Below are 25980 nucleotides of genomic sequence, written 5' to 3'. Positions count from 1 at the left end.
CCCGGTCCCATTCCGAACCCGGAAGCTAAGACCCACAGCGCCGATGGTACTGCACCCGGGAGGGTGTGGGAGAGTAGGTCACCGCCGGACACACACCTGGTCGAGGCCCCAACCACACGGTTGGGGCCTCCCACATTTAACCCGCGGAACCGTCTGAGGCCATCAGGAACGCCCGGAATGCGCTCCCGACCCCGCCCCCGGGCGCCCGGAACCCCCAAAATCCGGTGATTAACCTCAAAAAATGCCGGAAACACGCGGAATTTGCGGTCCGTGACGGTCCAAGCTGGTAAGTTTTCGAACAGTGGCTTGTACGCATGCCGCATGCAGGCTCCAGAATCATGACAGTCCAGGAGGACATAAATGGCTAAGAACCGTAGTGAACTTGTTGCAGAGGTAGCAGGCAAGGCCGGCACCAGCCAGGCAGCCGTGAACTCCGTCCTCGACGCACTGTTCGAGGTTTTCGAGACTTCTGTCGCCGCCGGCGAGAAGATCACCATCCCGGGCTGGCTCGCCGTCGAGCGTACCGACCGTGCAGCACGCACCGGCCGCAACCCCCAGACGGGTGAGACCATCCAGATTGCCGCTGGCCACAGCGTCAAGCTGACCGCAGGCTCCAAGCTCAAGGCTGCGGTCTCCAACAAGAAGTAGTCCTTGTCGCGGGCCACGCGCCGGCTCTCGAAAGGAGTGGCAACCATTTGGTTGCCACTCCTTTCTGCGTTAAGCCGATTCGCGGACGGCCTCGGCAGTAGCGGACAATGGAATGGTGTCTCCTGCCGCCAAACCCCGATCCAAAGCCTCAAAGCCTGCCTCCGGCGGTGCATCGGGCCAGTCTGCCGCTGGCAGCCGGGGACCGGCTGGCGGTTCGGCCGTAGGTATCTCCGGCCCATGGCAGCTGACAGGGCTGGCTGTACTGTTCCTCGGCCTGGTGGCAGCGCTGCTGTTTTCCGGAGCCGCAGCTGCACCGTCCGTCGCCGATCCCGGGGTGTTCGTCCGGTGGGGACTGCCCATCAGCAAGGCCATCCACAATGTTTCCGTGGCCACTGTGATTGGCGGACTGATCTTCGCCGTCGGCATCCTGCCCAGGTTTGCAGGCCCCGCTGCGCGGCAGCAAGGCCGCGCCGAAGGTGACGCCCCGGAGCACCCGGCCTTCACCCGCGCCCTGACCGTGGCGGCCGCGGCGGGCGCCGCGTGGACGCTGTCCGCCGTCGCAGTTCTGGTCCTGACGTACGCCGACGTCGCCGGCCAGCCCCTGGGCAGCGACGCCGAGTTCACCAGCGCACTGACCTATTTCATGACGGATATCGACACCGGCCGCGCCTGGCTCGCCGTCACCATCATCGCCGCGGTCACTACGACGGCGCTCTTCGGTGTCAGGTCCCTGGGCGCCCTCGCGCTGACCTTGATCCTTGCGCTCTGCGGGCTGGTTCCGACGGCGCTGATCGGCCACTCCTCGAGTTCGTCGGACCACGAAGGCGCCATCAACTCCCTTGGCCTGCACCTGGTGGGTGTCAGCGCCTGGGTGGGCGGCGTCATCGTGCTCGCGCTGCTCTCCGGCATCCTCACCGGGAAAAACACGGACATCACCGAGCCTACGCTCAGGCGGTTCTCCACCCTGGCCGGCTTTGCGTTCGCGCTGGTCTTTGCTTCCGGCGTGATCAATGCTGCCATCCGTATCACCTCATGGCAGGACCTTGTTGGCTCGCCGTACGGCCAACTGATCCTGGCCAAAGCCGCCGCCGCCCTGGTGCTGGCCGGAATCGGCTTCATGCACCGCCAGTGGGTCATTCCGCAGCTGAGCCGCCAGGGGTCCGCCCTGTCGGCACGCCGCGTGCTGTGGCAGCTGCTCCTGGCCGAGCTCCTCCTTATGGGAGCCACGTCCGGCATCGCGGTCGCGCTTGGCCGTTCAGCCCCGCCTGAGCCCACCACCTACGCCCCGGACGCCTCCCCGGCCTTCATCCTCACCGGCTACGAGCTCCCGCCGGAACTTACCCCTGAGCGCTGGTTCACCGAGTGGCGTCTCGACTGGATCTGGATCTCGGTGGCGCTCTTCGGGCTGGTTGCCTACTTCCTGGGCGTGGCCAAGGTCCGCCGGCGCGGCGACAAGTGGCAGTGGTTCCGGTCCGTGAACTGGGGCATTGGCCTGCTGGTGCTGACGTACATCACGTCCGGGCCGCCGTCGGTCTACGGTCGCGTGCTGTTCTCCGCGCACATGGTGGACCACATGGCGCTCACCATGGTGGCGCCGATCTTCCTGGTCCTGGGCGCCCCCGTCACGCTCGCCCTCCGCGCCTTGCCCGCCCGCGGCGACGGTTCCCGGGGCACGCGCGAGTGGCTGCTGGTGTTCGTCCACTCGAAGTTCTCCCAGCTGGTCACCCACCCGCTGTTCGCCGCAGCCAACTTTGCCGGCTCCATCGTGCTGTTCTACTACTCGGATCTCTTCGGGTTCGCCATGCGGGAGCACGTGGGGCACGAGCTGATGATCCTGCACTTCCTGCTGACGGGCTACATCTTCGTCCTCAGCATGATCGGGACGGATCCCCTGCCGCGCCGCGCCCCCTTCCCGATGCGACTGCTCCTGCTGCTGGCCACCATGGGCTTCCACGCATTCTTCGGCGTGGCCATCATGGGCGGCACCAACCTCCTTGCCGCGGACTACTTCGGCAACCTGGGCCGCGAGTGGGGTCCCTCTGCCCTGGCGGACCAGCAGATGGGCGGCGCGGTGGCCTGGGGAATCGGCGAGGTGCCCACGCTCCTGGTGGCGATCGGCGTCGCAATCATGTGGTCCCGGTCCGACCAGCGCGAAACAAAACGCGTGGACCGCGCGGCGGACAGGAATAACGACGCCGATCTCGCCGCTTACAACGATATGTTTGCCAAATTGGCCGAACGCGACGCCAGGCTGGCTGAACGCAACAAGCTGGAAGGACGCTGATGAGCGAAACCGTACGAACCTCTGCCCGGGTCCGCGCCTCCGAACTGGTGGGCCGCAACTGGCTCAACACCGGGGGCAAGACGCTGGGCCTCGAAGCGCTGCGCGGCAAAATCGTGCTCCTCGACTTCTGGACGTTCTGCTGCATCAACTGCCTGCACGTCCTCGATGAACTGCGCCCGCTGGAGGAGCAGTACTCCGACGTCCTGGTGACGGTCGGCGTCCACTCGCCCAAGTTCGAGCACGAGGCCGATCCCGTTGCCCTGGCCGCCGCGGTGGAGCGCTACGAAATCCACCACCCGGTGCTGGACGACCCAGAGCTGGACACCTGGAAGGCCTACACCGCCCGCGCCTGGCCGACCCTCGTGGTCATCGACCCCGAGGGATACATCGTGGCGCACCTTTCCGGCGAGGGCCACGCGGACGGCCTGGCCGTGCTCATCCCCGAACTCATCGCCGAGCACGAGGCCAAGGGGACCCTCCACCGCGGTTCGGGTCCGTACGTAGCGCCCGAGCCGACGTCGGGCACCCTCCGTTTCCCCGGTAAGGCGCTGTTCCTGCCGGCAGGCCGCGGTTCCGTCGCCCAGGAGGAAGCGCACGACGGCGGCGCTGCGGCGAGTGCCGCAGCGAACGGTTCGTGGCTGGTCACCGACACCGGCCATCACCGGCTCGTGGAGCTGGCCACCGACTTCCAGACGGTCCTCGCCACCTACGGTTCGGGCACTAAGGGCTACGCTGACGGCCCTGCCGGCGGCGAGACAGCCACTGCGGAGTTCAACGAGCCCCAGGGCCTCGTGCTGCTCCCGGAAGACGTGGCAGCAAAGGCGGGATACGACGTCGTCATTGCCGACTCTGTGAACCACCGCCTCCGCGGGCTCTCGCTGAAAGACGGCAAGGCGTCGACACTGGCCGGTAACGGCGTGCAGCGGCTCCTGGAAACCGGTCCGGCGCGCGTGGACGAGCACGCCGCTGGAGTCACCGGCAAACTGGGCGGGCACCCGCTGGAGGTCGCTCTGAGCTCGCCGTGGGACGTGGTGTGGTCCGGCAAGCTCAACGCCGTGGTGGTGGCGATGGCCGGCGTACACCAGATTTTCAGTTTCGACCCCATCAGCGGCGACGTGGCGATCCTGGCCGGCAACGGCCTCGAAGGCCTGCTGGACGGGCCCGCGGACGAGGCATGGTTCGCGCAGTCCTCCGGCCTGGCCGAGGACGCCGACGGCAACATCTGGGTGGCCGACTCCGAAACCTCCGCGCTGCGCAAGCTGGTGATCGCGGACGACCGGACCGTGACGGTGGAGTCGGCCGTGGGCAAGGGCCTGTTCGACTTCGGTTTCCGGGACGGTCCGGCGGCGGAGGCCCGGCTGCAGCACCCCCTTGGCGTCACTGTACTGCCCGATGGCTCTGTGGCCATCGCGGACACCTACAACGGTGCCGTGCGCCGCTATGACCCCGCGGCTGGTACCGTATCAACCCTGGCCCGCGGCCTGTCCGAGCCGTCGGACGTGATCGTGGACCACACCCAGTCCGCCGGTTCCGAGCCGCTCCTGGTAGTGGTGGAGGCCAACAAACACCAGCTGGTGTACGTGCCCATTCCCAAGGAAGCGCAGCAGGTGGATGAGGGCGCGTCCCAGACCCAGCGGCCCAAGAGTCCTGTTGCGCCGGGGCCCTTGGACCTGACTGTCCGCTTCAAGGCGCCCACCGGGCAGAAGCTGGATGACCGCTGGGGCGACCCCACGCAGTTGAAGATCTCCTCAACCCCGCCGGAGCTGCTGGTCTCCGGTGGCGGCACCTCGGTGGGACTGCTGCGCACGCTGGAACTGTCCGCCGACGTGCCCGAGGGCGTGCTGCACATTACGGCCCGTGCCGCCGCCTGCGACGGACCCGAAACTGAGGACGGCGAGATCCCGGACCACGCGGCATGCCACCTGTACCAGCAGGACTGGGGCATCCCCGTAGTGCTGCAGGGCGACGGCGACACCGAACTGGTGCTGGACCTGCGCGGCATGGACTGACGGGCCGGCTTAGCGTCCCTGACAGGCTGCTGCCCACGCGTCACGGACAGCAGCCTCTTGGGTACCAGGCTTGGCAAGAACCGCGGATTCACGGGACTGCGCCTAGCGGCGGCGGCCAAAAGCATGCCCGGCGTGACGCGACTCCGGCGGCCAGCAGTTTTCCACATAGGCTCTCTTCGCACTGCCATGTCCGGAAGCGCGGAGCCACCATGTCCGCATGGACGCCTTCAACGCCCTGGCACGATGTGGCGGAGCAGCGCGCCGGCCGGTACTCGCCCGAATGGGAGTTGACGACGCCGCCCTGCGACGTGCCGGCCGGGCAGGAGTCCTGCAGCCGGCGCGGGGACTGTATGCGCTTCCGGCGGCGTCTCCGGACCTGGCTGCGGAACCGTGAGCTGTTGACCTGCTTAAGTGCTGCGCCCATGTACAACCTCTGGTGCCTGCCGCCCAACGGGCTCCGCCACGTCCACCACCGGCGCCGGGAATCCGTCCGGGGCAACGCTGTCCACCACGCCGGGCTGCTCCTGCCGCCAGCCTCCCTCCGGCTGGTAGCGGCGCTTGCCGACGTGCTGGTCCACGCACTGCGGTGCTTGTCCTTCGCGGAGTCCCTGGTGATGGTTGAGTGCGCCGTGGTGCGGGGCGACATCACCGTCGACTTCCTGCGCCAACACCTGCCCGGGAAGAGGAACGGCAAGGCGAGGGCGGTGCTGGACTGGGTGGACCGGGGCTCGGATTCACTCCTTGAGACGCTGGCGCGGACCTATTTCCGGCAGGCGGGCATTTCGGTCCAGGCGCAGGTCTACCTGGAGCGCGTGGGTCATGTCGATCTGCTGCTGGACGGCTGGCTGGTGGTGGAACTGGATGGCCGGCACCACGCCGAATGGAATCAGGTGCAGAAGGACCACCGGCGGAACAACGAGTCGGTGGTGCAGGGGTACACAGCCCTGCGGTACTACTATCCGGACGTGGTGCACCATCCCGAAGCCATGGTTGCCCAGGTCCTGCAGGTGCTGGCGCGGCGGCGATGATCGAGCGGCCGTCACGCAGAGCATGCTTTTGATACCAGGAGAGGGTGAAACCCCCGGAATTACGGGGACTCGTAGTTGGGAGAGTCCCAAGAGCGTGCTCGGCGTGACGCACGGGCAGCCGGTGCTAGAAGCTCAGCAGCGGTGTGACCTTGATGGTGTCCGCGCCGATGTCCAGCCGCGTGGTGAAGCTGAAGTCCACTTCTTCGTCCAGGGGGAACCAGGCGCCGGTGAAGGAATCCTGCTGCTGCGCCTGGACACGGGCCTTGCCATCCAGCGGGGCAACCACCCAGCGGCCGTTGAAGGGCTCGATGGAGACCCCGGGGTACTTGGTGATGCTCCACTTAATGGTGCCGTCCTGGACCCGGTTGTCGCTCGCGTAGTAGAACGGGCAGTCCGGCTGCAGCTTCTGTTCTTTGCTGGCCTCCGCGGCGCAACTGTCCAGGTACTGCTTCACTTTGGCTGCGACCTCGTTTTTCAGGCGGTCCGTGGCCTCGGTTAGCAGGTTCAGCGGTGCTACCGGTGCGTCGCGGCCGGTGACGGTGGCGCGGGTGGCGGGGGCGGAAAAGTAGCGGCCGTTCAGGGACGCCTCGTACTCGCCGGGATAGAACACTGCGAAGCTGTTCTGCCCGTCCGGCATGTTCACCGGGATGCCGTTGAGCGTGGCTTCGCTGGAATTGACAACGGTGACGTCAACGGTGGGCAGCCTCGAGGGGACAAACGCCCAGGTGTCGAAGAAGATCCATTCGGTGCCCGTGCGTTCAAGGAGGAATTCGGTGCGGAGCCGGCTGCCGTCGATGGTGTATTCCAGCGGCACCATGACGCGGTTACCGGGACGTGGATCGGGGTCGCCTACGCTGATGTTGGACAGCCGCGAGACCGCCGTCTGGAGGGCTGTCCCGTCCAGCATGGCCGCGTTGCCGCCTGGAACGGTGGCCCGCAGGAGCCCCAGTGCCCTGCCGCCGTCGCCGCTTTGCAGGGCCTCCAGATATTCGCGTACAGGCTGCTGCGGGCTGGCTACGGTCTTGTTCACGACGTCTACCGCCACCACTCCCGCAGCCACGGCAAGCATGAGGCCCAGCAGCCAACCGGCCGCGATCCTCACCAACGCTTGACTCATCTGCACGCTTCCCACGTTACCGGTAAGCGTGCGCACGGCCTTGTCGGGCGACGTCACATGTGCTGCGCACCACGGGGACAGGGCGTACGACGGCGGCGCCAGCCATTGCGGGCCACGCCCACCCGGGTGGCTGGAACCGGAAGTCCTAGCGGCGGCGGCGCCGCGGGGAAGTACCGAACACTCCGCGCAGCAGTTCACGGCCGAGCTGCGTTCCGATGGAGCGGGCCACGCTCTTCAGCCCGCCGCCCAGGGCGTCGCCGAGCACAGCGCCGAGGTCGTCCGCGGAGCTGCGGTCCGGGCCGGAGGGGGAGCGGGGCGTGGAGTCCGGTACCGGCGCCGGCCGGCCGCGCGGGGCGGGCCTGCTGCTGGGCCGGCCGAGGATGTCCTCTTCGATGCGCCGGGCCTCGGCGTCGATGTCCATGTCTGCAGCGGAGTCCTCGGTCGCCGGATCCGGCGCAGCTCCCGCCCCGGCTGCCTGCTTGGACAGCTTCTCATAGGCCGACCGGTTGTCCACCGCCGTGCCGTAGCGCGCAAGCAAGCCCGAACCGGCCACGATGTCCTGGACGACGTCCGCCTCGCTGGGACCCATGACGGATTCCGGCGCCCGGAGCCGGGTATGGGCCACCGGGGTGGGCGCCCCCTTTTCGTTCATGACCGTGACCACGGCTTCGCCGATGCCCGCCGACGTCAGGGTCTCCTCGAGGTCGTAGTCGCTCAGGGGAAAGGTGGACACCGTGGCCTTGAGGGCCTTGGCGTCCTCGGGGGTAAATGCCCGCAACGCATGCTGGACCCGGTTGGCCAACTGCCCCAGGACTTCAGCGGGAACGTCCTTGGGCGTCTGGGTGACGAAGAAGATACCGACGCCCTTGGACCGGATCAGCCGGACGGTGGTGGTGATCGCGGCCAGGAAGGCCTTGGATGCGTCATTGAAGAGCAAGTGCGCTTCATCCAGGAAGAAGACGAGCTTGGGTTTATCCAGGTCGCCGGCCTCGGGCAGATCCTCGAAAAGGTCCGCCAGCAGCCACATCAGGAAGGTGGAGAAGAGCAGCGGCTTGGACTGGAGGGTTGGCAGCTCCAGGCAGGTAATGATGCCCCGCCCGTCCGGCGACGTGCGCATCAGGTCCGCGGTGTCGAACTCCGGTTCGCCGAAGAACAAATCGAGACCCTGGGCTTCGAGCGTGACCAGTTCCCGAAGGATCACTCCGGCCGTCGCCTTGGACAGCCCGCCGAGCTCCGCCAGCTGTTCCTTGCCTTCGGCGGACGTGAGGAACTGGATGACGGCCCGGAGATCCTTGAGGTCGGTCAGTTCCAGGCCGTTCTTGTCCGCGAAGTGGAAGATCAGCTGCAGGCTGGATTCCTGCGTGTCGTTCAGCTCCATGATCCGGGACAGGAGGATGGGGCCAAAGGAGGTGACCGTGGCCCGGACGGGAACGCCGGCGCCGTCCCCTCCGAGCGCCAGGAACTCCACCGGGAAGGTCCGCCCTTCCCAGTCCTGGCCGATCCCCTCGGTGCGCTCGCTGAGTTTGGGATTTCCGACGGCGGCCGTCGCCAGCCCTGAAAGGTCGCCCTTGATGTCAGCCAGGAACACGGGGACGCCGGTAGCGGAGAGCTGTTCCGCCATCATGTGCAGGGTGACCGTCTTGCCCGTTCCGGTGGCTCCGGCCACCAGCCCGTGGCGGTTCATCATGGCGAGCGGCAGGCGGACCGGCGCCTCCTTGTGAACCTGGCCGTCCACCACCGCCGCGCCGAGCTCAATGGTGGCACCTTCCAGGGCGTAACCCTTTTGGAGGGTTGCAAGCTTCTCTGCTGTGGATTTCCCGGCCATGCCCACAGCTTAGCGGCGCCGGCGGCCGGCTCTACCGCATCGTGTGGTCCGCGCGTTCGCGCCCAGGGTGAAAGCGGTGGAGAAGGCGGTCACGAACGCCTGCTGCAGTGCCCGCAGCATCGCGATCCCGCCCAGGAGCAGGACGAATTCCTTGGGGGTGGACAGCATCAGCCGGGTCAGGGTGGGGGCCAGCGCAGGCCAGTGCCGCCGGCCTGGTGATGCTCCAGGGGCTGCGTCAAACCAAGTAGTCCCCTTCCTCAACGCCCCAAAAATCGAGTACTTCCACCCAAATTCAGGTGGGGGATTACGCGTGTGCTCCCGCGGACCCCGGCCCTAGGGTGAAGCTACTCTGCGGCCAGGGTGGCCTGCAGGCGTTGAGGGAGAAGCACATGGACAATTTGCTGGGCATTGGCGCGGCCGCGGGACGGCAGGGCCGTGGCGGTTTTCGGGTTGCGGCGGCACTCGCGGCGGCGGGGCTGGTGCTCGCCGGCGGCGGTATCGCGTTCGCGGACGACATCCACAACAACCTGGATTCAAGCATCGACGTGGATGCAGAGATCATGGCTCTGAATGTGGGCGGAGTACAGGGTGCTGCCACGCTGGCCCTGTCAACCACCGACGGCGACGGCAAGAATGGGTGCAACCTGACCGGTTCAACCACACTGACGTTGAAAATTGAATCGAGCAATTCGTCCGTGGCCACGGTATCCCCGGCCACCACTACGTTCACGTCGTGCGGTTTCACGCAGCCGCTGGCTGTCACTCCCGTCGGTGCGGGATCCGCCAACGTCACGGTGAGTATCGTCAGCAACACCACGCCTTACTCCTTCAACCTTGCCCCGGCGGCCTTCCGCGTGAATGTCGTCGCGCCTGCACCCGCCAACACGGCGCCGGTCCTGTCCATCTCCGGCGTGGCCAACGGGGCTTCCTATGCAAAGGGCTCGGTTCCGGCCGCCACCTGCCAGGTGACCGACACCGAGGACGGGAACAGCTCCTTCCCCGCCACGCTGGGCGTCGTTTCAGGCCCGGACGGCGCGTTCGGTGTCGGGACGCAAGAAGCAGCCTGCAGTTACACGGACGGTGGGGGAATCACCGTGGCGAGCAAGGTCACCTATGGCATCACGGATGCCACTGCTCCCGTGATCAGCTACACCCTTAACCCCGCCACCCCCGATGGTGCCAACGGCTGGTACAAGAGCGCTGTCGCGCTGGATTGGACGGTGACCGAAGGCGATTCGCCCAGCACGCTGATCCTGGCCGGCTGCGGAGACCGGACCGTCCCGGATGACCAGGTATCAACGGAGTACACCTGCGCCGCCAGCAGCAGTGGAGGCGCCGCAGACCCCGTGGCGGTGAGCCTGAAGAAGGACGGGACTGCCCCTGACCTCGGGTTCACCTCGAACCTGGGGGTGAGCTACTACGGATCCACTCCGGCAGTCCCGGGCTGCACTGCCCGTGACGACACCTCCGGGCTGGCCGGGCCGTGTGCAGTGTCCGGGTACTCCACCGCGGTAGGCGAGCACACGCTCACAGCCACTGCCACGGACCTGGCCGGCAATACTGCCACGATTAGGCAGAACTACGAGGTCAAAGCATGGACGGTCCTGGGCTTTTACCAACCGATCGATATGAACGGCATCCTGAACACGGTCAAGGGCGGCAGCACGGTACCGGCAAAATTCGAGGTCTTCGCGGGCAGCACTGAGATCACTGACCCCGCCCTCATGAAGTTCACGATGGGCCCCGTTGTCTGCGCCGAGAACGCCTCCACGGATGCCATCGAGACGACAGCGGCGGCCGGCAGTACCGCCGTCCGCTTCGACGCGACTGCCGGCCAGTTTGTGTACAACTGGAAGACGCCTACGGGAGCCGGTAACTGCTACCAGCTCACCATGAAAGCGGCTGACGGCTCCTCAACCAGCGCCATCTTCAAGCTGAAGTAGACGCAGGCAGCCAGGAACAGCATGCGTCAGGCGGCCCGGCGAAGGCCGGGTCGCCTGACGCATGGGCCGCGCGCAGCGCTTCTGCGGCGACCCGCTCAGGAAGTGGCTGCCGAAAGCTCCGCGTAAGTATCGTCGTCGAGCGTTACGCCCGCGGCGCCCATGTTTTCCTCGAGATGCTCCATGGAGGCGGTCCCCGGGATTGGCATGATGACGGCTGAATGGCGCAGTAGCCAGGCAAGCGCCACCTGTGAAGGAGTGGCGCCGAGGCGCGTCGCGGCAGCGTCCACCGGTCCGCCAGGCTGCGCGAGCTCACCGGCGGAAATGGGCGCCCACGGGATGAACCCGATGCCGTTGGCTTCGCTGTACTGCAGGACATCCTCCGAGCTGCGGTCCGTCAGGTTGTAACGGTTCTGGACCGTGGACACGGTGAAATGCCGGCTTGCGGCTTCGATCTCGGCCACGCTGACCTGGGACAGGCCCAGCGCGCGGACCTTGCCCTCGTCCTGGAGTTCGCGCAGGACAGCGAACTGTTCGTCGGCATCGACGGAGGGGTCGATCCGGTGCAGCTGCAACAAATCCAGGGTTTCGACCCGGAGCTTGCGCAGGCTCAGTTCTGCCTGCTGGCGCAGGTACTCCGGCCGTCCCAGCGGAATCCACTTGCTCGGCCCGGTCCGGGTGAAGCCCACCTTCGTGGCGATCTTCAGCCTGTCGCCGTACGGATGGAGGGCCTCGGCGAGGATTTCCTCGCTCACGTTCGGGCCGTAGGAATCGGCTGTATCGATGAAGTCAACACCGAGTTCGACGGCGCGGCGCACCAGGGCGATGGATGCGCCGCGGTCCGCGGGCTCGCCCCAGGTGCCGGGGCCGGTGATGCGCATGGCGCCAAAGCCGAGCCGGTGCACGGTTCCGAGGTCTTTCAGGTCGATCGTTGCGGACAGTTCGAGTTCCTTGGATGTTTTTGGGCTCATGTGGGCGGCAACACACCCCGGTGCGGCGATATTCCACGTGCCGCCCTCTGGCGACGACAATCCCGGCGATTGGCTGAAATAAGCCGCGCGCCGCCGTCGTTATGCCTTCCGTGTGCGCCGCGACCCGGCACGCAACCATTGCAGACGTTTGAAAGGCCGGCACCTGACGTGACTCTTCCCCTCTCCATCCTCGACCTGGCGACCATCGGGAAGGAGCAGACGGCGGCCGAGAGCCTGGCGGGCAGCGTGGCCATGGCCCAGAGCGCCGAGGAACTGGGGTACCGGCGGGTCTGGTATGCCGAGCACCACAACATGTCGTCGATCGCTTCGTCGGCTACAAGCGTGTTGATTGCCCACGTGGCCGCTCACACCGAAAGCATCCGGCTGGGTGCCGGCGGCATCATGCTGCCGAACCACTCCCCGCTGACCATCGCTGAGCAGTTCGGCACGCTGGAAACACTGCACCCCGGCCGGATTGACCTGGGCCTCGGCCGGGCGCCCGGCAGCGACCAGAACACCATGCGTGCGCTGCGGCGTGACCCGATGGCAGCCGACAGCTTCCCGCAGGACGTCCTGGAACTGCAGGGCTACCTCACCGGACCCACCCGCATCCAGGGCGTGGAAGCCACCCCCGGCAAGGGAACGAACGTGCCGCTCTACATTCTGGGCTCCTCCCTCTTTGGCGCGCGGCTGGCCGCGCAGTTGGGCCTGCCCTACGCATTCGCCTCGCACTTTGCCCCCGCGGCTCTGCAGGACGCGGTGGCGCTGTACCGGCGCGAGTTTCATCCGTCTGCCCAGCTGGATGCCCCGCACGTGATCGCCGGCGTCAACGTCATCGCCGCCGACTCGGCGTCCGAAGCGCAGGAGATGCTCCGGGCCACCAAGCGCGCCCGGGTTTCCTTGTTCTTTGGCGGCGGCGGGCGCGAGTTCACCGACGACGAGGCCGACATGGTGCTCGATTCGCCGCAGGGCCAGCATGTTTCGCAGATGATGACCTATTCCGCCGTCGGCACCCCGGACGTGGTGCTGGAGTACCTGGACAGCTTCAGCCGGCACGCCGACGCGGACGAGCTTATCGTTGCCCACCAAAGTCCCGGCACCGCCGCGCGACTGCGGTCCGTGGAACTCCTGGCGCAGGCGGCAGGGCTGGTGCGGGCCTAGGATCCCGACGCCCCGATTTATTAGAAGGCACTTCCGGAAAGCATTGACAAGCATCTACTGAACCGGTTTAGTAGAGCTTACTGAACCGGTTTAGTGATGCCCATCACTGACGTTTTGAACAGCAAAGGACTCATGATGGCAGTGACGATCAGCGACGTTGCGCACGCAGCCGGGGTGAGCAAAGGCGCTGTTTCTTATGCACTCAACGGTCAGCCCGGAGTCAGCGACGCCACTCGCGAGCGCATCCTGCAGGTAGCCAAGGAACTGGGGTGGAAGCCCAGCCTGCGGGCAAAGGGCCTTTCCGTTGCGAAAGCGTACGCCCTGGGCCTGGTGGTGGCCCGTGACGCGAAGCTGCTCGGTACGGACCCCTTCTTCCCGGCCTTCATAGCCGGAATAGAATCCACGCTTGCCGAACATGACTACACTTTGGTGCTCAGCGTTGCCACGGCGCCTGGAGCCGAAGAGCGCGCCTACCGCAAACTCTCCGACGGCGGACGGGTGGACGGCGTGATCCTCACGGATGTGCGGCATGGTGATTCGCGCATCAAGCTGCTGCAGACACTTAAGATGCCGGCAGTGACGCTCAACAGGCCGGATGGGGAATCGCCGTTTCCTGCAGTCTGCATGGATGACACAGATGGCATAGCCGCAGCCGTAGAGCATCTGATCGCACTGGGACACAGCCGCATTGGACATGTGGGTGGCGGCCAGGAATACATCCACGGCCGGAGCCGGCGCCGGGCATGGGAATCCGCGATGGCGAGGGCCGGCCTCGACGTCGATCTCTTCGAATCGTCCGATTTCACGGCCTCCGGAGGGGCTGCGGCCACTGCGGAACTGCTCAACAGGCCTCAGCCGCCCACTGCCATCGTGTACGCGAACGACCTGATGGCAACATCCGGCCAGTCCTACGCGCAGTCCCGGGGCATCAATATTCCCGGAGACCTTTCGATCACCGGTTACGACAATGCCGAGTTCACCCAATACCTGAACCCTCCACTGACGACGATCTCCGCAGATCCAATGTTGTGGGGGCGGCAGGCCGCAAGCGTTCTGCTGAACCAGCTCAACGGGTCCCATACCGGCGATGACGTACACCTGCCTGCGCCCAAACTGCTGGTCCGCCGCTCAACCGGTCCGGCACCGCCCGCCTCAACGCCCACCAAGAATTCCCAAGAACCCTAAAAACCAAGGAGACGCAATGAAGCGCTTTACCAAGACAACACAGGTACTCTCGCTGGCAGCCATCGCCATCATGGGCGCCGGCCTCGCAGGCTGCGGGGGCGGCGGCGGGGAAAGCGGCGGCGGTGATTCCGTGACTGCTGCGAAAGGTCCCATCAAGATCTGGTACTCAAATAACGAGTTCGAGGTGAAGTGGGGCAAATCCATGGTCGAATCCTGGAACGCCGCCCACCCGGACGAGAAAATCGAGGCGCAGGAGATCCCTGCAGGCAAGAGCTCGGAAGAGGTTATCGGAGCTGCGATCACCGCCGGCAACGCCCCCTGCCTGGTGTTCAATACCGCGCCGGTGGCAGTGCCCCAGTTCCAAAAGCAGGGAGGCCTGGTGGCGCTGAACGATTTCCCTGACGGCGAGCAGTACATGAAGGACCGCACGGGCGATCTCGCCGATCAGTACAAGTCCTCCGATGGCAACACCTACCAGATGCCGTGGAAGTCGAACCCCGTGGTCCTTTTCTACAACAAGGACATCTTTGCCAAAGCAGGCCTCGACCCCGAGAACCCCAAGCTGGGCACCTATGACGAGCTGTTGGAAACTGCCCGGAAGCTTGTGTCCTCCGGCGCTGCCCCCAACGCCCTGTGGCCCTCGCCCGCCAGTGACTTCTTCCAGGCCTGGTTCGACTTCTACTCCTTCTACGCCGCCAACACTGATGGCAAACAGCTCGTAGAGGATGGCAAGGCCACTTTCGACAGCGAGGAGGGAAAGCAGGTTGCCGCCATGTTCAAGACCCTCTATGACGAGAAGCTCGCGTCCAAGGAGGTCTACCAGGGCGATTCATTCCTCGAAGGAAAGGCTGCCATGTCGTTGGCGGGACCCTGGGCCATCGCGGCCTACAAGGACAAGCTGAACTGGGGAGCCGTTCCCGTCCCGGCAGCTGACGGGGGTGCTGATACCTTCACATTCTCCGACGCAAAGAATGTTGCAATGTACTCCGCATGCGAAAACCAGGGCACCGCCTGGGAGGTGATGAAGTTTGCCACCAGCGAGGAGCAGGACGGCAAGCTGCTGACGGAGACCGGTCAGATGCCCATGCGAAAGGACCTGACCACGGTCTACGCGGACTACTTCGAGAAGAACCCCGCCTACACCCAGTTCGCTGAGCAGGCCGCCCGCACCGTGGAGGTTCCCAACGTCCCGAACTCGGTCGAAGTCTGGCAGACTTTCCGCACCGCATACGCCAAGTCAGTGATCTTCGGCAACGAAAGCGTCGACGCTGCGTTCAAGGACGCTGCGGAAAAGATCAACCAGCTGGTAGCTGAAAAGTAGCGCTGACCCCGATGTCGCTCCGGTCTAAAGACGGGACCACCGTCGCGGAATCCGGTCACGCGAGGGCGGGGCGGCTGGGGCCAAGGAAGCTTAAGGGCATCCTTGGTGCCCAGCCGCTGGGACTGTTGTTCAGTGCCCCTTACGTTATTTATGTACTGGGTGTCCTGGCGTTTCCCTTGGGCTACGCCGTCTACATTTCCTTCCACGACTTTTTCTTCACGGCGCCGCGGGTCAAGGTGGAACGGCCCTTCGTGGGTGTGGACAACTACGTCACCATCCTGTCTGACCCAGCTGTCCAGCGGTCATTCCTGAACATCGGCGTGTTCCTGCTCATCAACGTCCCGCTCACCGTGGGATTGTCCCTGCTCCTGGCAAACGCGCTGAACCGGGTGACGAAGTTCCGGACTTTCTTTCGCCTGAGCTACTACGTTCCCTACGTGACGGCGAGTGTCGCCGTCGTCGGTGTCTGGCTCTTCCTGTTCCAACAGCACGGGCTGGTCAATTACCTGTTGGGGCCATTGGCACCCTCGCCCTCCTGGCTGGTCAACTCGTGGCTTGCCATGCCAACGGTAGCGCTGTACGTGACGTGGAAACAGCTAGGTTTCTTTATCCTGTTGTACCTCGCGGCGCTGCAGAACATTCCGGATGAACTCTATGAATCAGCGGCCGTGGACGGCGGCAGCAAATGGGTGCAGTTCTGGAATATCACCGTTCCAGGCGTTCGTCCGGCGAGCGTTCTGGTCACCCTCTTGGCCACGATTACCGGCGCGAACCTGTTTACCGAGCCCTACCTGTTGACCGGTGGCGGCGGCCCGGACGGCGCCTCTGCCTCGCCTGTGTTCATCATGTACCAGAAGGGGATCCTGCAGGGAAACCCCGACGTCGCGGCCGCACTGGGCGTGGTGCTGGTGCTCGGTGTGCTTCTGATCGCCCTCATCCAGAAACGCCTCGTGGGCGGAAAGGAGAGCTGATATGTCCGCTACCAACCTGCGTCCCGACTCGGGCGTGGAGAAACGGCGTAATCTTGGCCTCGGCGGCTTCCTTCTGCTGGGACTAGGAGCGTTCGTATTCCTCTTCCCCTTCTACTACATGCTGGTCGGGTCGCTGCAGGCTTCTCCTGATACGTCGGTGGCGGGGGCCTTCCCGAACCCGGCCAACATCACCGGAAAAAACTATGCGGCCATCAACGGGTCGATCAACCTGTTCCAGGGATTGCTCAATTCCGGTATCTTCACCGGCGGAGTCATCCTCTTCACGGTGGTCTTCGGCCTGTTGGTGGGCTACGCCCTGGCGCAGATGCAGTTCCGGGGCCGCGGCTTCGTATTCGGCATGATGCTCCTGGTCCAGATGGTCCCGTTCCAGCTGCTGCTCATTCCCCTCTACGTGATGATCGTCCGCGACTACGGGCTGGCAGACAGTTTCCTGGGAATGATCCTGCCCTTCGCCATCAACTCCACTGCGGTTTTCGTCTTCCGCCAGTATTTCCTGCAACTGCCCTCGACCTTGTTCGAAGCTGCCAGGATTGATGGCGCCTCCGAGCTTCGGATCCTGTGGCAGATTGCCATCCCGCTGGTCCGTCCGGCGATCGTTACCGCGGTGCTGCTGACCTTCATCGGTCCGTGGAACGAATTCCTGTGGCCGTTCCTGGTCACGAAGGACCAGTCCCTCCAACCACTGGCTGTATCCCTGGCCAATTTCATCTCCAACATCGCCGGCCAGGCGGGCAACCCCTTCGGCGCGATCCTGGCCGGGGCCTGCGTACTTGCAGCACCCGCGATCGCACTCTTCATCTTCTTCCAGCGACAGTTTATTTCCACCAATATCGGTTCCAGCGTAAAGGGCTAATCCATGACTTCAGCACTTCCCACCGTCCCCTTCACCCTCACCCGGGCCGGCGTCATCATGGCGCCCGAGCCAGGTAACGACTTCGAAGCAGAAGGCGTCCTTAATCCGGCCAGCGGCCGCGGCCCTGACGGAGAGCTGTACTTGCTGCCCCGCCTGGTGGCCAAAGGCAACGTGTCCCGCGTGGGCCTCGCCAAAGTGACCATCAATGATGACGGTGTGCCGAGCGGCGTCGTACGTGAAGATGTGGTGCTGGCGCCGGACGAAGGGTGGGAACGCGGCATGAACAACGCCGGCACCGAAGACCCGCGCACCACCTGGGTTCCGTCCCTGGGCAAGCACCTGATGACGTACGTGGCCTACGGTCCGCTGGGTCCGCGTTTGGCATTCGCCCATTCGGAGGACCTCCGGAACTGGGAACGCCTGGGCCCCTGTTTCTTCGAGTACCAGGCAGATCTGTCCATGGACCTGAACCTCTTCCCGAACAAGGACGCGGTCTTCTTCCCGGAACCGGTGAAGGATCCAGACGGCGTCCCCTCCTACGCCATGTTGCACCGCCCCATGTGGGACCTCGGCTGGATCCGTCCCGGTGAAGGCGAGCACCTGCCCGCCGGCGTCACGGATAACCGCCCCGGCATCTGGATCTCCTACGTGCCCGTGGCCGACGTCGAGCGTGATCTCAGCAACCTGGTGCACATGGGCAAGCACCGCCTGGTGGCACTCAGTGAGTTTTCCTTCGAGGAACTTAAGATTGGCGCCGGACCGGCGCCTTTGCGGGTGGACGAAGGCTGGCTCCTGATCCACCACGGTGTGGCCGGCAAGATGGCCGCTTCAGCCTTCGACCAGCAGCAGAACGTGAATTACACCGCTGCTGCCATGATCCTGGACGCTGACGACCCGTCCAAGGTTATTGCCCGGAGTGACAAGCCGCTGCTGGCACCCGAAACCGAAGATGAAATCTCGGGCATCGTGCCGAACGTGGTGTTCCCTACAGCCATTGAGAAGATCGGGGACCAGCTCTTTGTGTTCTATGGCATGGCGGACTCCAAAATCGGTGTCGCCAAGCTGGAAAGGATCTAGCGCCATGATCCGTGAAAGCAAGTCCTTGGGCCGGGTCGCCGCAGCGGTGGCTGCCTCCATACTGGCCGTCTCAGTGCCTGCCGGTGCCTCGACGGCGGCACCCGCTGCCCCGCCGTCGACCGTCGATGCGGTCACTGCACCCTCGGCCCCCGTCCTGGCCAACGGTGGAAAACTGGCCAACACTGACCACCTGGACTTTTTGCTGGACTCCGTCCCCCTGCCTGCCGTGCCCGGCCATACGACCTACCGGCTGGAGCAGGACCCCTCGGCCGAAGCGCCATGGACGTACGCTGACAGAAACGACGACGGCACTTACACCAGGGTTGGCGGCGGGAACCTGGACCCGGCTACCGGCCACTGGACCCAAGGCGCCTACAATGCGGACGATATCTCCCGCGCCGCCGTTGTGTACCTGCGGCACTGGCAACAGACGGGGGACCCGGCCAGCAAGGAGCATGCCTTCCAGACGCTGCGTGCGCTGACCTACCTGCAGACGGTGGACGGCCCGAACGCCGGCAACGTGGTCCTCTGGCAACAGGCTGACGGGAGCCTGAACCCGAGCGCCATCCCGGTTGAATTGCCGGATCCGTCCGACTCGGCCGAATCCTACTGGTTGGCCCGCACCGTATGGGCATTCGGCGAAGGTTATGCGGCGTTCGAAGGGGCGGACCCCGGGTTCGCCGCCTTCCTGCAGGAGCGCCTGCACCTCGCGGTGGGCGCACTGAACCGCCAGTCCCTCTCCAAATATGGAACGTTCGACACTGCCGATGGCGTCCAGGTCCCGGCCTGGCTTATTGCCGGCGGCGCGGATGCCTCGGCCGAGGCGGTATTGGGCTTGGCCGCCTACGTTGAGACGGTTCCTTCCGATGAGGCAGCCACCACGGCACTGACCCAATTGAGCGAGGGCGTGGCCGCGATGTCCTCCGGCTCGGCCACCGAATGGCCGTTTGGCGCCATCATGCCCTGGAACAAATCCCAAAGCCTCTGGCACGCGTGGGGTGGTATGGCTCCGGCCGCCGTGGCCACAGCATCCTCGGTCCTGGACAGGGATGATCTGTTGACAGCGGCGGTAAAAGACACCGCGCAGTTCACGCCGCAGCTCCTGGCCGCCGGTGGACCAAACAACGCATGGAGCCCCACCCCCGGGGAGGCCCAGATCGCCTACGGGGTGGATTCACGCGTCCAAAGCCTCGTGGCCACAGCCGAAGCCGCCGGCGCTCCGGGCCTCCTGGATCTTGCCGCCATCGCGGCGGGCTGGTTCTTCGGTGCCAATCCCAACGGCGCCCCCGCCTACAACCCCGCCACCGGTACGACGATCGACGGGATCGAACCCGACGGCCGTGTGAACCCGAACTCCGGAGCCGAATCCACGATCCACGCCCTGCTCACTATGCTGGCCCTCGATGCCGACCCGGAACTTCGGGCCAAAGCGATGGGGATCAGCGTTACAAAGGAAACGAAGGGACTGAGTGTGGTGGAAGCCGAAACCGGCACCATCACCGGAGCGGGCTCCGTGGTGCGGCCGCCCTCATCCTGGACCGGTGAAGCCAACATTTCCGGAGGTGCGTACGTGGAGCTGAAGGCCGGGGATACGTTGACCATCCCGATGCCTGCGGCGGACCAGCCCAGCAACATTTTCCCCATCGTGAACCAGAGGCTCGCACCCTCCGGCGCCACAACCTGGTCTTCGGCCAAGGGGCCGCTGGGTACCACCGCGAACGGAGGTGCAGGAGCACAGGGCATCACCGACGCCCCGGGCATCCTCTTCCCCTTCGCCCTGCGGCGCGCGCTTTCCGGCGGGCTGACCTCGGTCACTGCCAGCACGGACGGGCAGGCGGCTCTGGATGCCCTGCTGGTCCAGCCCCTGATTTCCACCGTGTCGGTCGACGGTTCCGGCGGTGAGGCTACCCTCTACGTCAGCGCGGCCAAGAGCACCATCATTAAACCGGTACAGGTCCCGGCCGGGTTTGTGCTGGAACAGCAGCAGTATGACAGCGCCGGCAGGCCGGTGCAGGGAAACCGCGACACCGCCCGGGCCAGTAACGTCGCAGTCGCTCCCGGTGGCTTCACCTGGGTGACGTTAGTCCGTAGCTGATGTCCACCACGGCGGGCCCTGGGTCCGGCGGCTTAGCAGGCAATTAGTGAACAGGAAGTTTCCATGCAGAAAATCAACACCGGGGCGCTGCTCGCCAGCTACGAGGGGGCGCTCACGTTCAGCAATCCGCTGACGGATGCCATCTCCACTGAGCAGTTCTCCGCCGAGTACGCCGAACGCCCGGAGTGGGCAGTGGGCCCGTTCCGCAAGGATGATTCCCTGACTTTCCGACAGGTCCAGGACTGGGACGACCCCACCGGCATCGGATGGACAGCGGATTCCATCTTCAATCCGTCCATCATGGAACACGACGGCAAGCTGTACCTCTTCTACCGTGCATCGCCGCGCAAGGAGTCAGTCTCCAGCCGCATTGGCGTTGCCGTCCTCGATCCCCAGACCGGGTGGCAGGACAATCCGTCCAATCCGGTGATCTACCCCACCCTGGACAACGAGATCCTGGGTTGCGAAGACCCCAAGGTATACCTGTCCGATGGCCGGTACTACATGTTCTACAACGGGATCTGGACCATCGACCACAGCGATGAGCAGGCCGGTCAGATGTCCGAGGCCTATCCTTTGGGCGATGTTGGGTGCGACATCAACGTTGCCGTCTCAGATGACCTGGTCCATTGGGAAAAGCTCGGCCTGGCAGTCCCCCACGAGATTTCACGGTACTGGGCGAAAGGGGCCGTCATCCCGCGAAACTCCCGCGGCGAAGCCGTCAAGATCGGGGGGCACTACCTGATGTATTTGTCTGAAGGCTGCGGTGGGACCACGCACGTCGGACGGTCCTCCGATCTGGTGAACTGGACATTTGAGCCGCAGGACTACCTGGACCTTGAACCGCTGGGCGGCTCATTGCACGAGGTGGCCTGCGCCATCGTCAATGAAGGGGAGCGGACCGAGCTGGTTCTGGATTTTTTCTACGCCGACGCCAACGGCGATTTTGCCGCGGCGCAGGCGCTGTATTCCATCGACCAGCCCTTCACACAGAAAGCGATCAACGAGGGCGGGTCCCTTGCCTGGGGAGGGCTGCTCAAATTCGAGGGCAGCTGGATGTTTGCCCAAGGCTGGGATGCTCCCAAGGGGTCCAGGGAGATGTACTTCTATCGCGCCGATCAACGCTAGCGTCCGTAGCGGGACCCGGCCGCGTCACGTCAGCAGCAGCGCCACACCGATCATCGCCGGCACCGCTACGATAGTGGTGATCAGCACCGTGTCCTTGGCCACGGTCAGGCCCGTGTTGTACCGGCTAGCGGCGACGAAAACGTTCTGAGCCGTGGGCAGGGAGGACGTGACCACGACGGCGAAGAGCGCCTGGCCGTCCATGCCCAGGCCGAAGCGGGCAAACAGGTAGGCAAGCGCCGGCTGGATGCCCAGCTTGAACAGCGTGGCCAGGAGGGTGTCCGCCCGCCGGGCGGTGGAGGCCTGGAGGGGCCGGGTGCCGTGCAGGCTCATCCCGAAAGCGATCAGCATGGCCGGGATCGCTGCGCCGCCGATCAGGTGGATCGGCTCCATCACCAGCGCGGGAACGTCCCACCCGGTGCCTGCCACGATGAGCCCCAGCGCTGATCCGACAATCATGGGATTCCGCAGGATCATCACCACGAAGCCCAGGGGAGTGGTGCGGTGGCTGCTGGTGCTTGAATCCAGCAGCATCAGGAACAGCGGAGTGAAGAAGGCGAGCTGGAAGATCAGGAGGGGTGCGACGTAGCTTGCGTCACCCAGGACATATACCGCGATCGGAATACCCAGGTTTGCGGAGTTGGCCAGCGACGCAGCCATGGAGGACATCAGCGATTCAGGCAGCGTGCGCTTGAACCAGAACTTCACTACGGAGAAGTAGATCGCCGCGCTGGTCACCGCAGCCACCGCCGTCACCAGGAGCGGCTCGGCGAAGACGTCCTCGAGACGGGCCTCGCTGAGGGTTTCAAACAGGAGCGCAGGGCTGGCCACAAAAAACGTGAGCGCGCTGAGGACGGGCCGTGCGTTCTCTCCCAGGACGCGGTTCCGGCCCACGAACCAGCCCACCATGATGATGGACCACACCACGAAGAATCCGGCCAGGACGCCTAGCAAGGATCACCCGCGAGGGTGCGGCGGAACGGGTTACCGGGGTTCACTCTCCGGTTACAGGGCCGCGTTGTTGAGGGCGTGCGGCGGGCGCAGCATATCGGGGGTCAGGCCCTCGGCGGGGTCGCTGCCCAGCTGGACGATCTTGTTGTCCCGGTCCACATGAACCACCTTGGGCTGGTACGCGTTCGCTTCCTCGGTGGTCATCTGCGCATAGGTGATCAGAATGACGAGGTCGTTCTCGTGCATCAGGTGCGCGGCTGCGCCGTTGATGCCGATGACGCCGGAGCCGCGCTCGCCGGCGATCGTGTAGGTCTCCAGGCGTGAACCGTTGGTGATGTCCACAATCGAGACAAGCTCGCCGGGCAGGATGTCGGCAGCCTCCAGCAGGTCCAGGTCAACGGTGACCGAACCTACGTAGTGCAGGTCAGCGTGCGTGACAGTGGCCCGGTGGATTTTTGATTTGAACATTGTTCGATTCATAACTGCATCAGTTTAGCCCCGGCGGGCGGGCGGGCGCAGTGACGCACGGAACAGTGACGCAGCAGCGGCCCCTGCGCACCGAGGGGGTGCCTGACAGCCGGGAGCGTACGACGACGGCGCTCACCCGGCGGCGTGCCCCGCCACAGCTTCGGCGGCCGCGGCCAGGGTTTCCCGGGCGGCCAGGATCGCCGGCCGCTTGGCGCTGGAGCGGCGCACGGACGTGAAGATCGTCCGGTGCGGCTTGCCGGGAAGCTCCAGGAGCCGGGCCGTCGTGCCGCGGCCGGTCCAGACCAGGTCCGGCATCAGGGCCACGGCGTTTCCGGACTCGATCAGGCGGATCTGCGCCTGCAGGTCAGCCGTCTCAAACCGCACGTCCGGCTCGAACCCGGCGCTGCGGCAGGCCTGTTCCGCCCAGTGGCGTGATGCGGCACCCCGCGGTTCCATGACCCACGGGAGTTCCGCGGTGTCCTCGATCGCGCGGATCTGTGCGCCGCCGTCGGACGCGGGAACAGCGAGGCGGATGGCGTCCGTGGTGAGCTTGACGCGGTCCAGCTCCGGATAGCGCGGGGCGGCGTGGCCGGGGTACTGCTCGGCGATCACCAGGTCGAAGTCGCGCGCCCACGTTTCGTGGAGGGCGGTCTCCGGCTCGCGCTGGATCATCTCGATCCGCACCTCGGGGTACTCCAAGGTCATCCGCGTCAGCGTCTCCGGCATCAGCGCAAGTGCGGCCGACTGAAACACCGCGATCTTCACCGTGCCCGTGACGGTGGTGAGTGACGCGGCGAGGTCCGCTTCCGCCTGTTCCATGGTCTGCAGCAGCTGCGCGGTGTGCGCCACGAGCACCTCCGCCTGCGGCGTGAGCTGCACGCGCCGGCCCGTCTTCCGGAGCAGTTCGACGCCCACCTCCTTCTCCAGAAGGGCGAGCTGCTGCGAAACCGACGACGGGCTGTACTGGAGCGCCTCAGCCACCTCGGCAAGCGTCCCCCGGATGCTCAGTTCGCGGAGGAGGCGGAGCCGGCGGACATCAAGCATCAAGGAATCCTTACCAAAGCTAACGAATATAGATTAGGAGGAGTCACTTTATCTAATGCAACGGCGCTTGCATACTGTTGGAACCGAGTTACCCCTGCCACAGCCGTCCCGCGCCGCGGCAGGCACGCACGAGCAGGAGTTCCTGATGAGCAGCAGAGACATGTCCCAATCAGTCATGCGGCGCAAGCCGATCGACGACATCGAGGAAGAGAACAAGCACAGCGGTCTCTTCAAATCCCTGGGGCTCTGGCAGCTCACGGCGATCGGCGTTGGCGGCATCATCGGCGTCGGCATCTTCTCGCTGGCCGGCCTGGTCGCTGCGGGCAGTGAGGGCAACCCCGGCGTGGGACCGGCCGTGCTGTTCTCCTTCCTGATCGCAGGTCTCGCCTCGGCAGCCGCGGCGTTGTCCTACGCCGAGTTTGCAGGCATGATTCCGCGCGCCGGTTCCGCCTATACCTACGGATACGTGGCGCTTGGCGAGATCATCGGCTGGTTCATCGGCTGGGACCTGCTGCTGGAGTACATCGCCATCGTGGCCGTGGTGGCCATTGGCATTTCGGGTTACTTCGACGCCTTCCTCTCGGGCATCGGGATCCACATGCCACTCTGGATGACCTCGACGGCGGATGAGGGCAAAGGCGGCATCGTCAACATCCCTGCCATCCTGGTCTGCCTCTTGGTCACCTGGATCCTGTCCCGCGGCACCAAGGCCTTTGGTCGGTTCGAACTGGTGGCCGTTGCCATCAAGGTGGTGCTGATCCTCTTCATCATCGGGCTGGGCGTCTTCTACATCGACACCAACAACTACAACCCGTTCATGCCCAGCGGGTTCGGTCCCGTCCTGGCCGGTGCTGCGACCGTCTTCTTCGCCGTGTTCGGTTACGACGCCATGAGCACCGCGGCTGAGGAAGCCACCGACGGCAAGAAGCACATGCCCAAAGCCATCATCCTGTCGCTGATTGTGGCCATGCTGCTGTACGTTGCCGCAACGTTGGTGCTGACCGGCATGCAGAACTACAGCGAGATCGACCCCAAGGCGGGCTTCGCATCCGCATTCACTTCCGTGGGACTCCCCGTCATTGCCACGATCATCTCCGTGTTCGCGGTGCTGTCCATCCTCACCGTAATGCTCACCTTCCTGCTGGGCGTCACCCGCGTTTGGTTCGCCATGAGCCGGGATGGCCTGCTGCCCGGCTGGTTCGCGAAGACCGATCACCACGGCACTCCGCAGCGCGTCACCTGGATCGCCGGTATCGCGTCCGCCTTCCTGGCCGGCGTTCTCCCCATCAAGGAAGTGGCCGATCTGACCAACATCGGCATCCTGGCGGCGTTCGTCGTCGTCTGCCTCTCGGTGATCATCTTCCGCTACAAGCGGCCCGACGCGCCGCGCACCTTCCGCCTGCCGCTGATGCCGCTGGTACCGGCATTCGGTGTGGTGGCCTCGGCGTTCCTGATGCTGCAGCTCCACTGGGAGACCTGGGTGCGCTTCGGCGTGTGGCTGGTTATCGGCTTGGCCATCTACTTCTTCTACGGCCGCCGCAACTCGCTGATGAACCCCAACAGCCCGCGGCACGAGGAAATCGTGGAGATGCACCGCCCGCTTCCGTAAACCCGCCCCGGACGCTCTCTCACTTAACGTCGGTTACGCCCGGACGCTCTCTCACTTAACGTCAGGTCGACCCGGACGCTCTCTCACCCCAAATAAGCGGTGAGAGAGCGTTTCCGGTTTTTCGGCATCAAGTGGGAGAGCGTCCCTGCTTTTGTTGCATTAGGTGAGAGAGGGTCGCCGCGGAAGCGTTGGTTTTTCTAATCTGTATTGCTTAGAAAAGATCGCTTTATCTTATGTGAATCCCGGCTCATACTGATGGAAAGACCTCCTAGATCCA

Annotated in this window: 22 protein-coding genes and 1 rRNA gene; 16 read left to right on the top strand and 7 right to left on the bottom strand. The window is 65.0% G+C overall.

All coding sequences use genetic code 11. The features are described 5' to 3' along the window. The 6 genes from rrf to ACIQC0_RS14440 all read left to right on the top strand — a co-directional run. A 5S ribosomal RNA gene (gene rrf, locus ACIQC0_RS14465) occupies positions 1-90 on the top strand; the annotation flags it as partial. A gap of 270 nt (positions 91-360) precedes the next feature. Next, positions 361-648 (top strand): HU family DNA-binding protein, encoded by a 288-nt coding sequence (locus tag ACIQC0_RS14460; protein WP_009358243.1) that lies wholly within the window; start codon positions 361-363, stop codon positions 646-648. Between the two features lie 112 nt (positions 649-760). Next, a complete protein-coding gene (locus ACIQC0_RS14455) occupies positions 761-2932 on the top strand; it encodes a cytochrome c oxidase assembly protein (protein WP_400535922.1) in 2172 nt (723 codons plus the stop codon). Then, positions 2932-4941 (top strand): NHL domain-containing thioredoxin family protein, encoded by a 2010-nt coding sequence (locus ACIQC0_RS14450; RefSeq protein WP_400535919.1) that lies wholly within the window; start codon positions 2932-2934, stop codon positions 4939-4941. The genes ACIQC0_RS14455 and ACIQC0_RS14450 overlap by 1 nt, the downstream gene beginning before the upstream one ends. A gap of 217 nt (positions 4942-5158) precedes the next feature. Further along, positions 5159-5335 (top strand): hypothetical protein, encoded by a 177-nt coding sequence (locus tag ACIQC0_RS14445; RefSeq protein ID WP_400535916.1) that lies wholly within the window; start codon positions 5159-5161, stop codon positions 5333-5335. Positions 5336-5363: 28 nt separating this feature from the next. Continuing rightward, positions 5364-5969, top strand: a complete 606-nt coding sequence (locus tag ACIQC0_RS14440; protein WP_400535913.1) for an endonuclease domain-containing protein — start codon at positions 5364-5366, stop codon at positions 5967-5969. Positions 5970-6093: 124 nt separating this feature from the next. Here ACIQC0_RS14440 and ACIQC0_RS14435 read toward each other — a convergent pair whose 3' ends face one another. The 3 genes from ACIQC0_RS14435 to ACIQC0_RS14425 all read right to left on the bottom strand — a co-directional run bounded on the left by ACIQC0_RS14435 (position 6094) and on the right by ACIQC0_RS14425 (position 9079). Continuing rightward, positions 6094-7086 (bottom strand): hypothetical protein, encoded by a 993-nt coding sequence (locus ACIQC0_RS14435; RefSeq protein ID WP_377214063.1) that lies wholly within the window; start codon positions 7084-7086, stop codon positions 6094-6096. Between the two features lie 145 nt (positions 7087-7231). After that, positions 7232-8911, bottom strand: coding sequence for a helicase HerA-like domain-containing protein (locus ACIQC0_RS14430; RefSeq protein ID WP_400535910.1), 1680 nt, complete (start codon positions 8909-8911; stop codon positions 7232-7234). A gap of 9 nt (positions 8912-8920) precedes the next feature. Continuing rightward, a complete protein-coding gene (locus ACIQC0_RS14425; RefSeq protein WP_377214065.1) occupies positions 8921-9079 on the bottom strand; it encodes a hypothetical protein in 159 nt (52 codons plus the stop codon). 221 nt (positions 9080-9300) lie between these two features. On the opposite strand from ACIQC0_RS14425, the gene ACIQC0_RS14420 reads away from it, so the two are divergent. After that, positions 9301-10854, top strand: coding sequence for a PxKF domain-containing protein (locus tag ACIQC0_RS14420; protein WP_400535906.1), 1554 nt, complete (start codon positions 9301-9303; stop codon positions 10852-10854). A 95-nt stretch (positions 10855-10949) separates the two neighbouring features. On the opposite strand, the gene ACIQC0_RS14415 is transcribed toward ACIQC0_RS14420, so the two are convergent. Further along, positions 10950-11822 carry an aldo/keto reductase gene (locus tag ACIQC0_RS14415; protein ID WP_400535903.1) on the bottom strand — a complete coding sequence of 291 codons (873 nt, stop codon included), beginning with the start codon at positions 11820-11822 and terminating at the stop codon, positions 10950-10952. Between the two features lie 168 nt (positions 11823-11990). Here ACIQC0_RS14415 and ACIQC0_RS14410 point away from each other — a divergent pair, with 168 nt between their 5' ends. The 8 genes from ACIQC0_RS14410 to ACIQC0_RS14375 all read left to right on the top strand — a co-directional run bounded on the left by ACIQC0_RS14410 (position 11991) and on the right by ACIQC0_RS14375 (position 21634). Continuing rightward, positions 11991-12983 (top strand): LLM class flavin-dependent oxidoreductase, encoded by a 993-nt coding sequence (locus tag ACIQC0_RS14410; RefSeq protein ID WP_400535900.1) that lies wholly within the window; start codon positions 11991-11993, stop codon positions 12981-12983. Positions 12984-13115: 132 nt separating this feature from the next. Next, positions 13116-14168 (top strand): LacI family DNA-binding transcriptional regulator, encoded by a 1053-nt coding sequence (locus ACIQC0_RS14405; protein ID WP_400535897.1) that lies wholly within the window; start codon positions 13116-13118, stop codon positions 14166-14168. 16 nt (positions 14169-14184) lie between these two features. Beyond that, a complete protein-coding gene (locus ACIQC0_RS14400; protein ID WP_377214070.1) occupies positions 14185-15489 on the top strand; it encodes an extracellular solute-binding protein in 1305 nt (434 codons plus the stop codon). 11 nt (positions 15490-15500) lie between these two features. Next, positions 15501-16460 carry a carbohydrate ABC transporter permease gene (locus ACIQC0_RS14395; RefSeq protein ID WP_377214071.1) on the top strand — a complete coding sequence of 320 codons (960 nt, stop codon included), beginning with the start codon at positions 15501-15503 and terminating at the stop codon, positions 16458-16460. Position 16461: 1 nt separating this feature from the next. Next, on the top strand, positions 16462-17334 hold the full coding sequence (locus ACIQC0_RS14390; RefSeq protein ID WP_377214072.1) for a carbohydrate ABC transporter permease: 873 nt from the start codon (positions 16462-16464) through the stop codon (positions 17332-17334). Positions 17335-17337: 3 nt separating this feature from the next. Further along, positions 17338-18411 (top strand): glycosidase, encoded by a 1074-nt coding sequence (locus ACIQC0_RS14385; protein ID WP_377214073.1) that lies wholly within the window; start codon positions 17338-17340, stop codon positions 18409-18411. A gap of 4 nt (positions 18412-18415) precedes the next feature. Further along, positions 18416-20506 carry a hypothetical protein gene (locus ACIQC0_RS14380; RefSeq protein ID WP_400535892.1) on the top strand — a complete coding sequence of 697 codons (2091 nt, stop codon included), beginning with the start codon at positions 18416-18418 and terminating at the stop codon, positions 20504-20506. Between the two features lie 63 nt (positions 20507-20569). Beyond that, positions 20570-21634, top strand: a complete 1065-nt coding sequence (locus ACIQC0_RS14375; RefSeq protein WP_400535890.1) for a hypothetical protein — start codon at positions 20570-20572, stop codon at positions 21632-21634. Between the two features lie 24 nt (positions 21635-21658). On the opposite strand, the gene ACIQC0_RS14370 is transcribed toward ACIQC0_RS14375, so the two are convergent. The 3 genes from ACIQC0_RS14370 to ACIQC0_RS14360 form a co-directional block, all read right to left on the bottom strand. Continuing rightward, a complete protein-coding gene (locus tag ACIQC0_RS14370) occupies positions 21659-22585 on the bottom strand; it encodes an AEC family transporter (RefSeq protein ID WP_377214076.1) in 927 nt (308 codons plus the stop codon). Between the two features lie 51 nt (positions 22586-22636). Then, the gene (gene panD / locus ACIQC0_RS14365) at positions 22637-23062 is read right to left on the bottom strand and encodes an aspartate 1-decarboxylase (protein ID WP_377214077.1); all 426 of its coding nucleotides are present in this window, start codon (positions 23060-23062) and stop codon (positions 22637-22639) included. 120 nt (positions 23063-23182) lie between these two features. Beyond that, complete coding sequence (locus ACIQC0_RS14360) at positions 23183-24094, bottom strand: LysR substrate-binding domain-containing protein (RefSeq protein ID WP_377214078.1); 912 nt, start codon at positions 24092-24094, stop codon at positions 23183-23185. A gap of 145 nt (positions 24095-24239) precedes the next feature. On the opposite strand from ACIQC0_RS14360, the gene ACIQC0_RS14355 reads away from it, so the two are divergent. Then, positions 24240-25703, top strand: a complete 1464-nt coding sequence (locus tag ACIQC0_RS14355; protein WP_400535885.1) for an amino acid permease — start codon at positions 24240-24242, stop codon at positions 25701-25703. The last annotated feature ends 277 nt before the right edge of the window (positions 25704-25980 follow it).

Origin of the sequence: Pseudarthrobacter sp. NPDC092419 (assembly GCF_044755045.1) — a bacterium.
In the GTDB taxonomy this organism is placed as follows: Bacteria; Actinomycetota; Actinomycetes; order Actinomycetales; family Micrococcaceae; genus Arthrobacter.
The sequence above is the reverse complement of the archived record's forward strand: the minus strand, read 5'-3'. Positions and strand labels throughout refer to the sequence as shown.

Coding starts and splice junctions, on each gene's coding strand:
- ACIQC0_RS14460 (WP_009358243.1), top strand. CDS start 361: ATGGCTAAGAACCGTAGTGAACTTGTTGCAGAGGTAGCAGGCAAGGCC.
- ACIQC0_RS14455 (WP_400535922.1), top strand. CDS start 761: ATGGTGTCTCCTGCCGCCAAACCCCGATCCAAAGCCTCAAAGCCTGCC.
- ACIQC0_RS14450 (WP_400535919.1), top strand. CDS start 2,932: ATGAGCGAAACCGTACGAACCTCTGCCCGGGTCCGCGCCTCCGAACTG.
- ACIQC0_RS14445 (WP_400535916.1), top strand. CDS start 5,159: ATGGACGCCTTCAACGCCCTGGCACGATGTGGCGGAGCAGCGCGCCGG.
- ACIQC0_RS14440 (WP_400535913.1), top strand. CDS start 5,364: ATGTACAACCTCTGGTGCCTGCCGCCCAACGGGCTCCGCCACGTCCAC.
- ACIQC0_RS14435 (WP_377214063.1), bottom strand. CDS start 7,086: ATGAGTCAAGCGTTGGTGAGGATCGCGGCCGGTTGGCTGCTGGGCCTC.
- ACIQC0_RS14430 (WP_400535910.1), bottom strand. CDS start 8,911: ATGGCCGGGAAATCCACAGCAGAGAAGCTTGCAACCCTCCAAAAGGGT.
- ACIQC0_RS14425 (WP_377214065.1), bottom strand. CDS start 9,079: ATGCTGTCCACCCCCAAGGAATTCGTCCTGCTCCTGGGCGGGATCGCG.
- ACIQC0_RS14420 (WP_400535906.1), top strand. CDS start 9,301: ATGGACAATTTGCTGGGCATTGGCGCGGCCGCGGGACGGCAGGGCCGT.
- ACIQC0_RS14415 (WP_400535903.1), bottom strand. CDS start 11,822: ATGAGCCCAAAAACATCCAAGGAACTCGAACTGTCCGCAACGATCGAC.
- ACIQC0_RS14405 (WP_400535897.1), top strand. CDS start 13,116: ATGATGGCAGTGACGATCAGCGACGTTGCGCACGCAGCCGGGGTGAGC.
- ACIQC0_RS14400 (WP_377214070.1), top strand. CDS start 14,185: ATGAAGCGCTTTACCAAGACAACACAGGTACTCTCGCTGGCAGCCATC.
- ACIQC0_RS14395 (WP_377214071.1), top strand. CDS start 15,501: ATGTCGCTCCGGTCTAAAGACGGGACCACCGTCGCGGAATCCGGTCAC.
- ACIQC0_RS14390 (WP_377214072.1), top strand. CDS start 16,462: ATGTCCGCTACCAACCTGCGTCCCGACTCGGGCGTGGAGAAACGGCGT.
- ACIQC0_RS14385 (WP_377214073.1), top strand. CDS start 17,338: ATGACTTCAGCACTTCCCACCGTCCCCTTCACCCTCACCCGGGCCGGC.
- ACIQC0_RS14380 (WP_400535892.1), top strand. CDS start 18,416: ATGATCCGTGAAAGCAAGTCCTTGGGCCGGGTCGCCGCAGCGGTGGCT.
- ACIQC0_RS14375 (WP_400535890.1), top strand. CDS start 20,570: ATGCAGAAAATCAACACCGGGGCGCTGCTCGCCAGCTACGAGGGGGCG.
- panD (WP_377214077.1), bottom strand. CDS start 23,062: ATGAATCGAACAATGTTCAAATCAAAAATCCACCGGGCCACTGTCACG.
- ACIQC0_RS14360 (WP_377214078.1), bottom strand. CDS start 24,094: ATGCTTGATGTCCGCCGGCTCCGCCTCCTCCGCGAACTGAGCATCCGG.
- ACIQC0_RS14355 (WP_400535885.1), top strand. CDS start 24,240: ATGAGCAGCAGAGACATGTCCCAATCAGTCATGCGGCGCAAGCCGATC.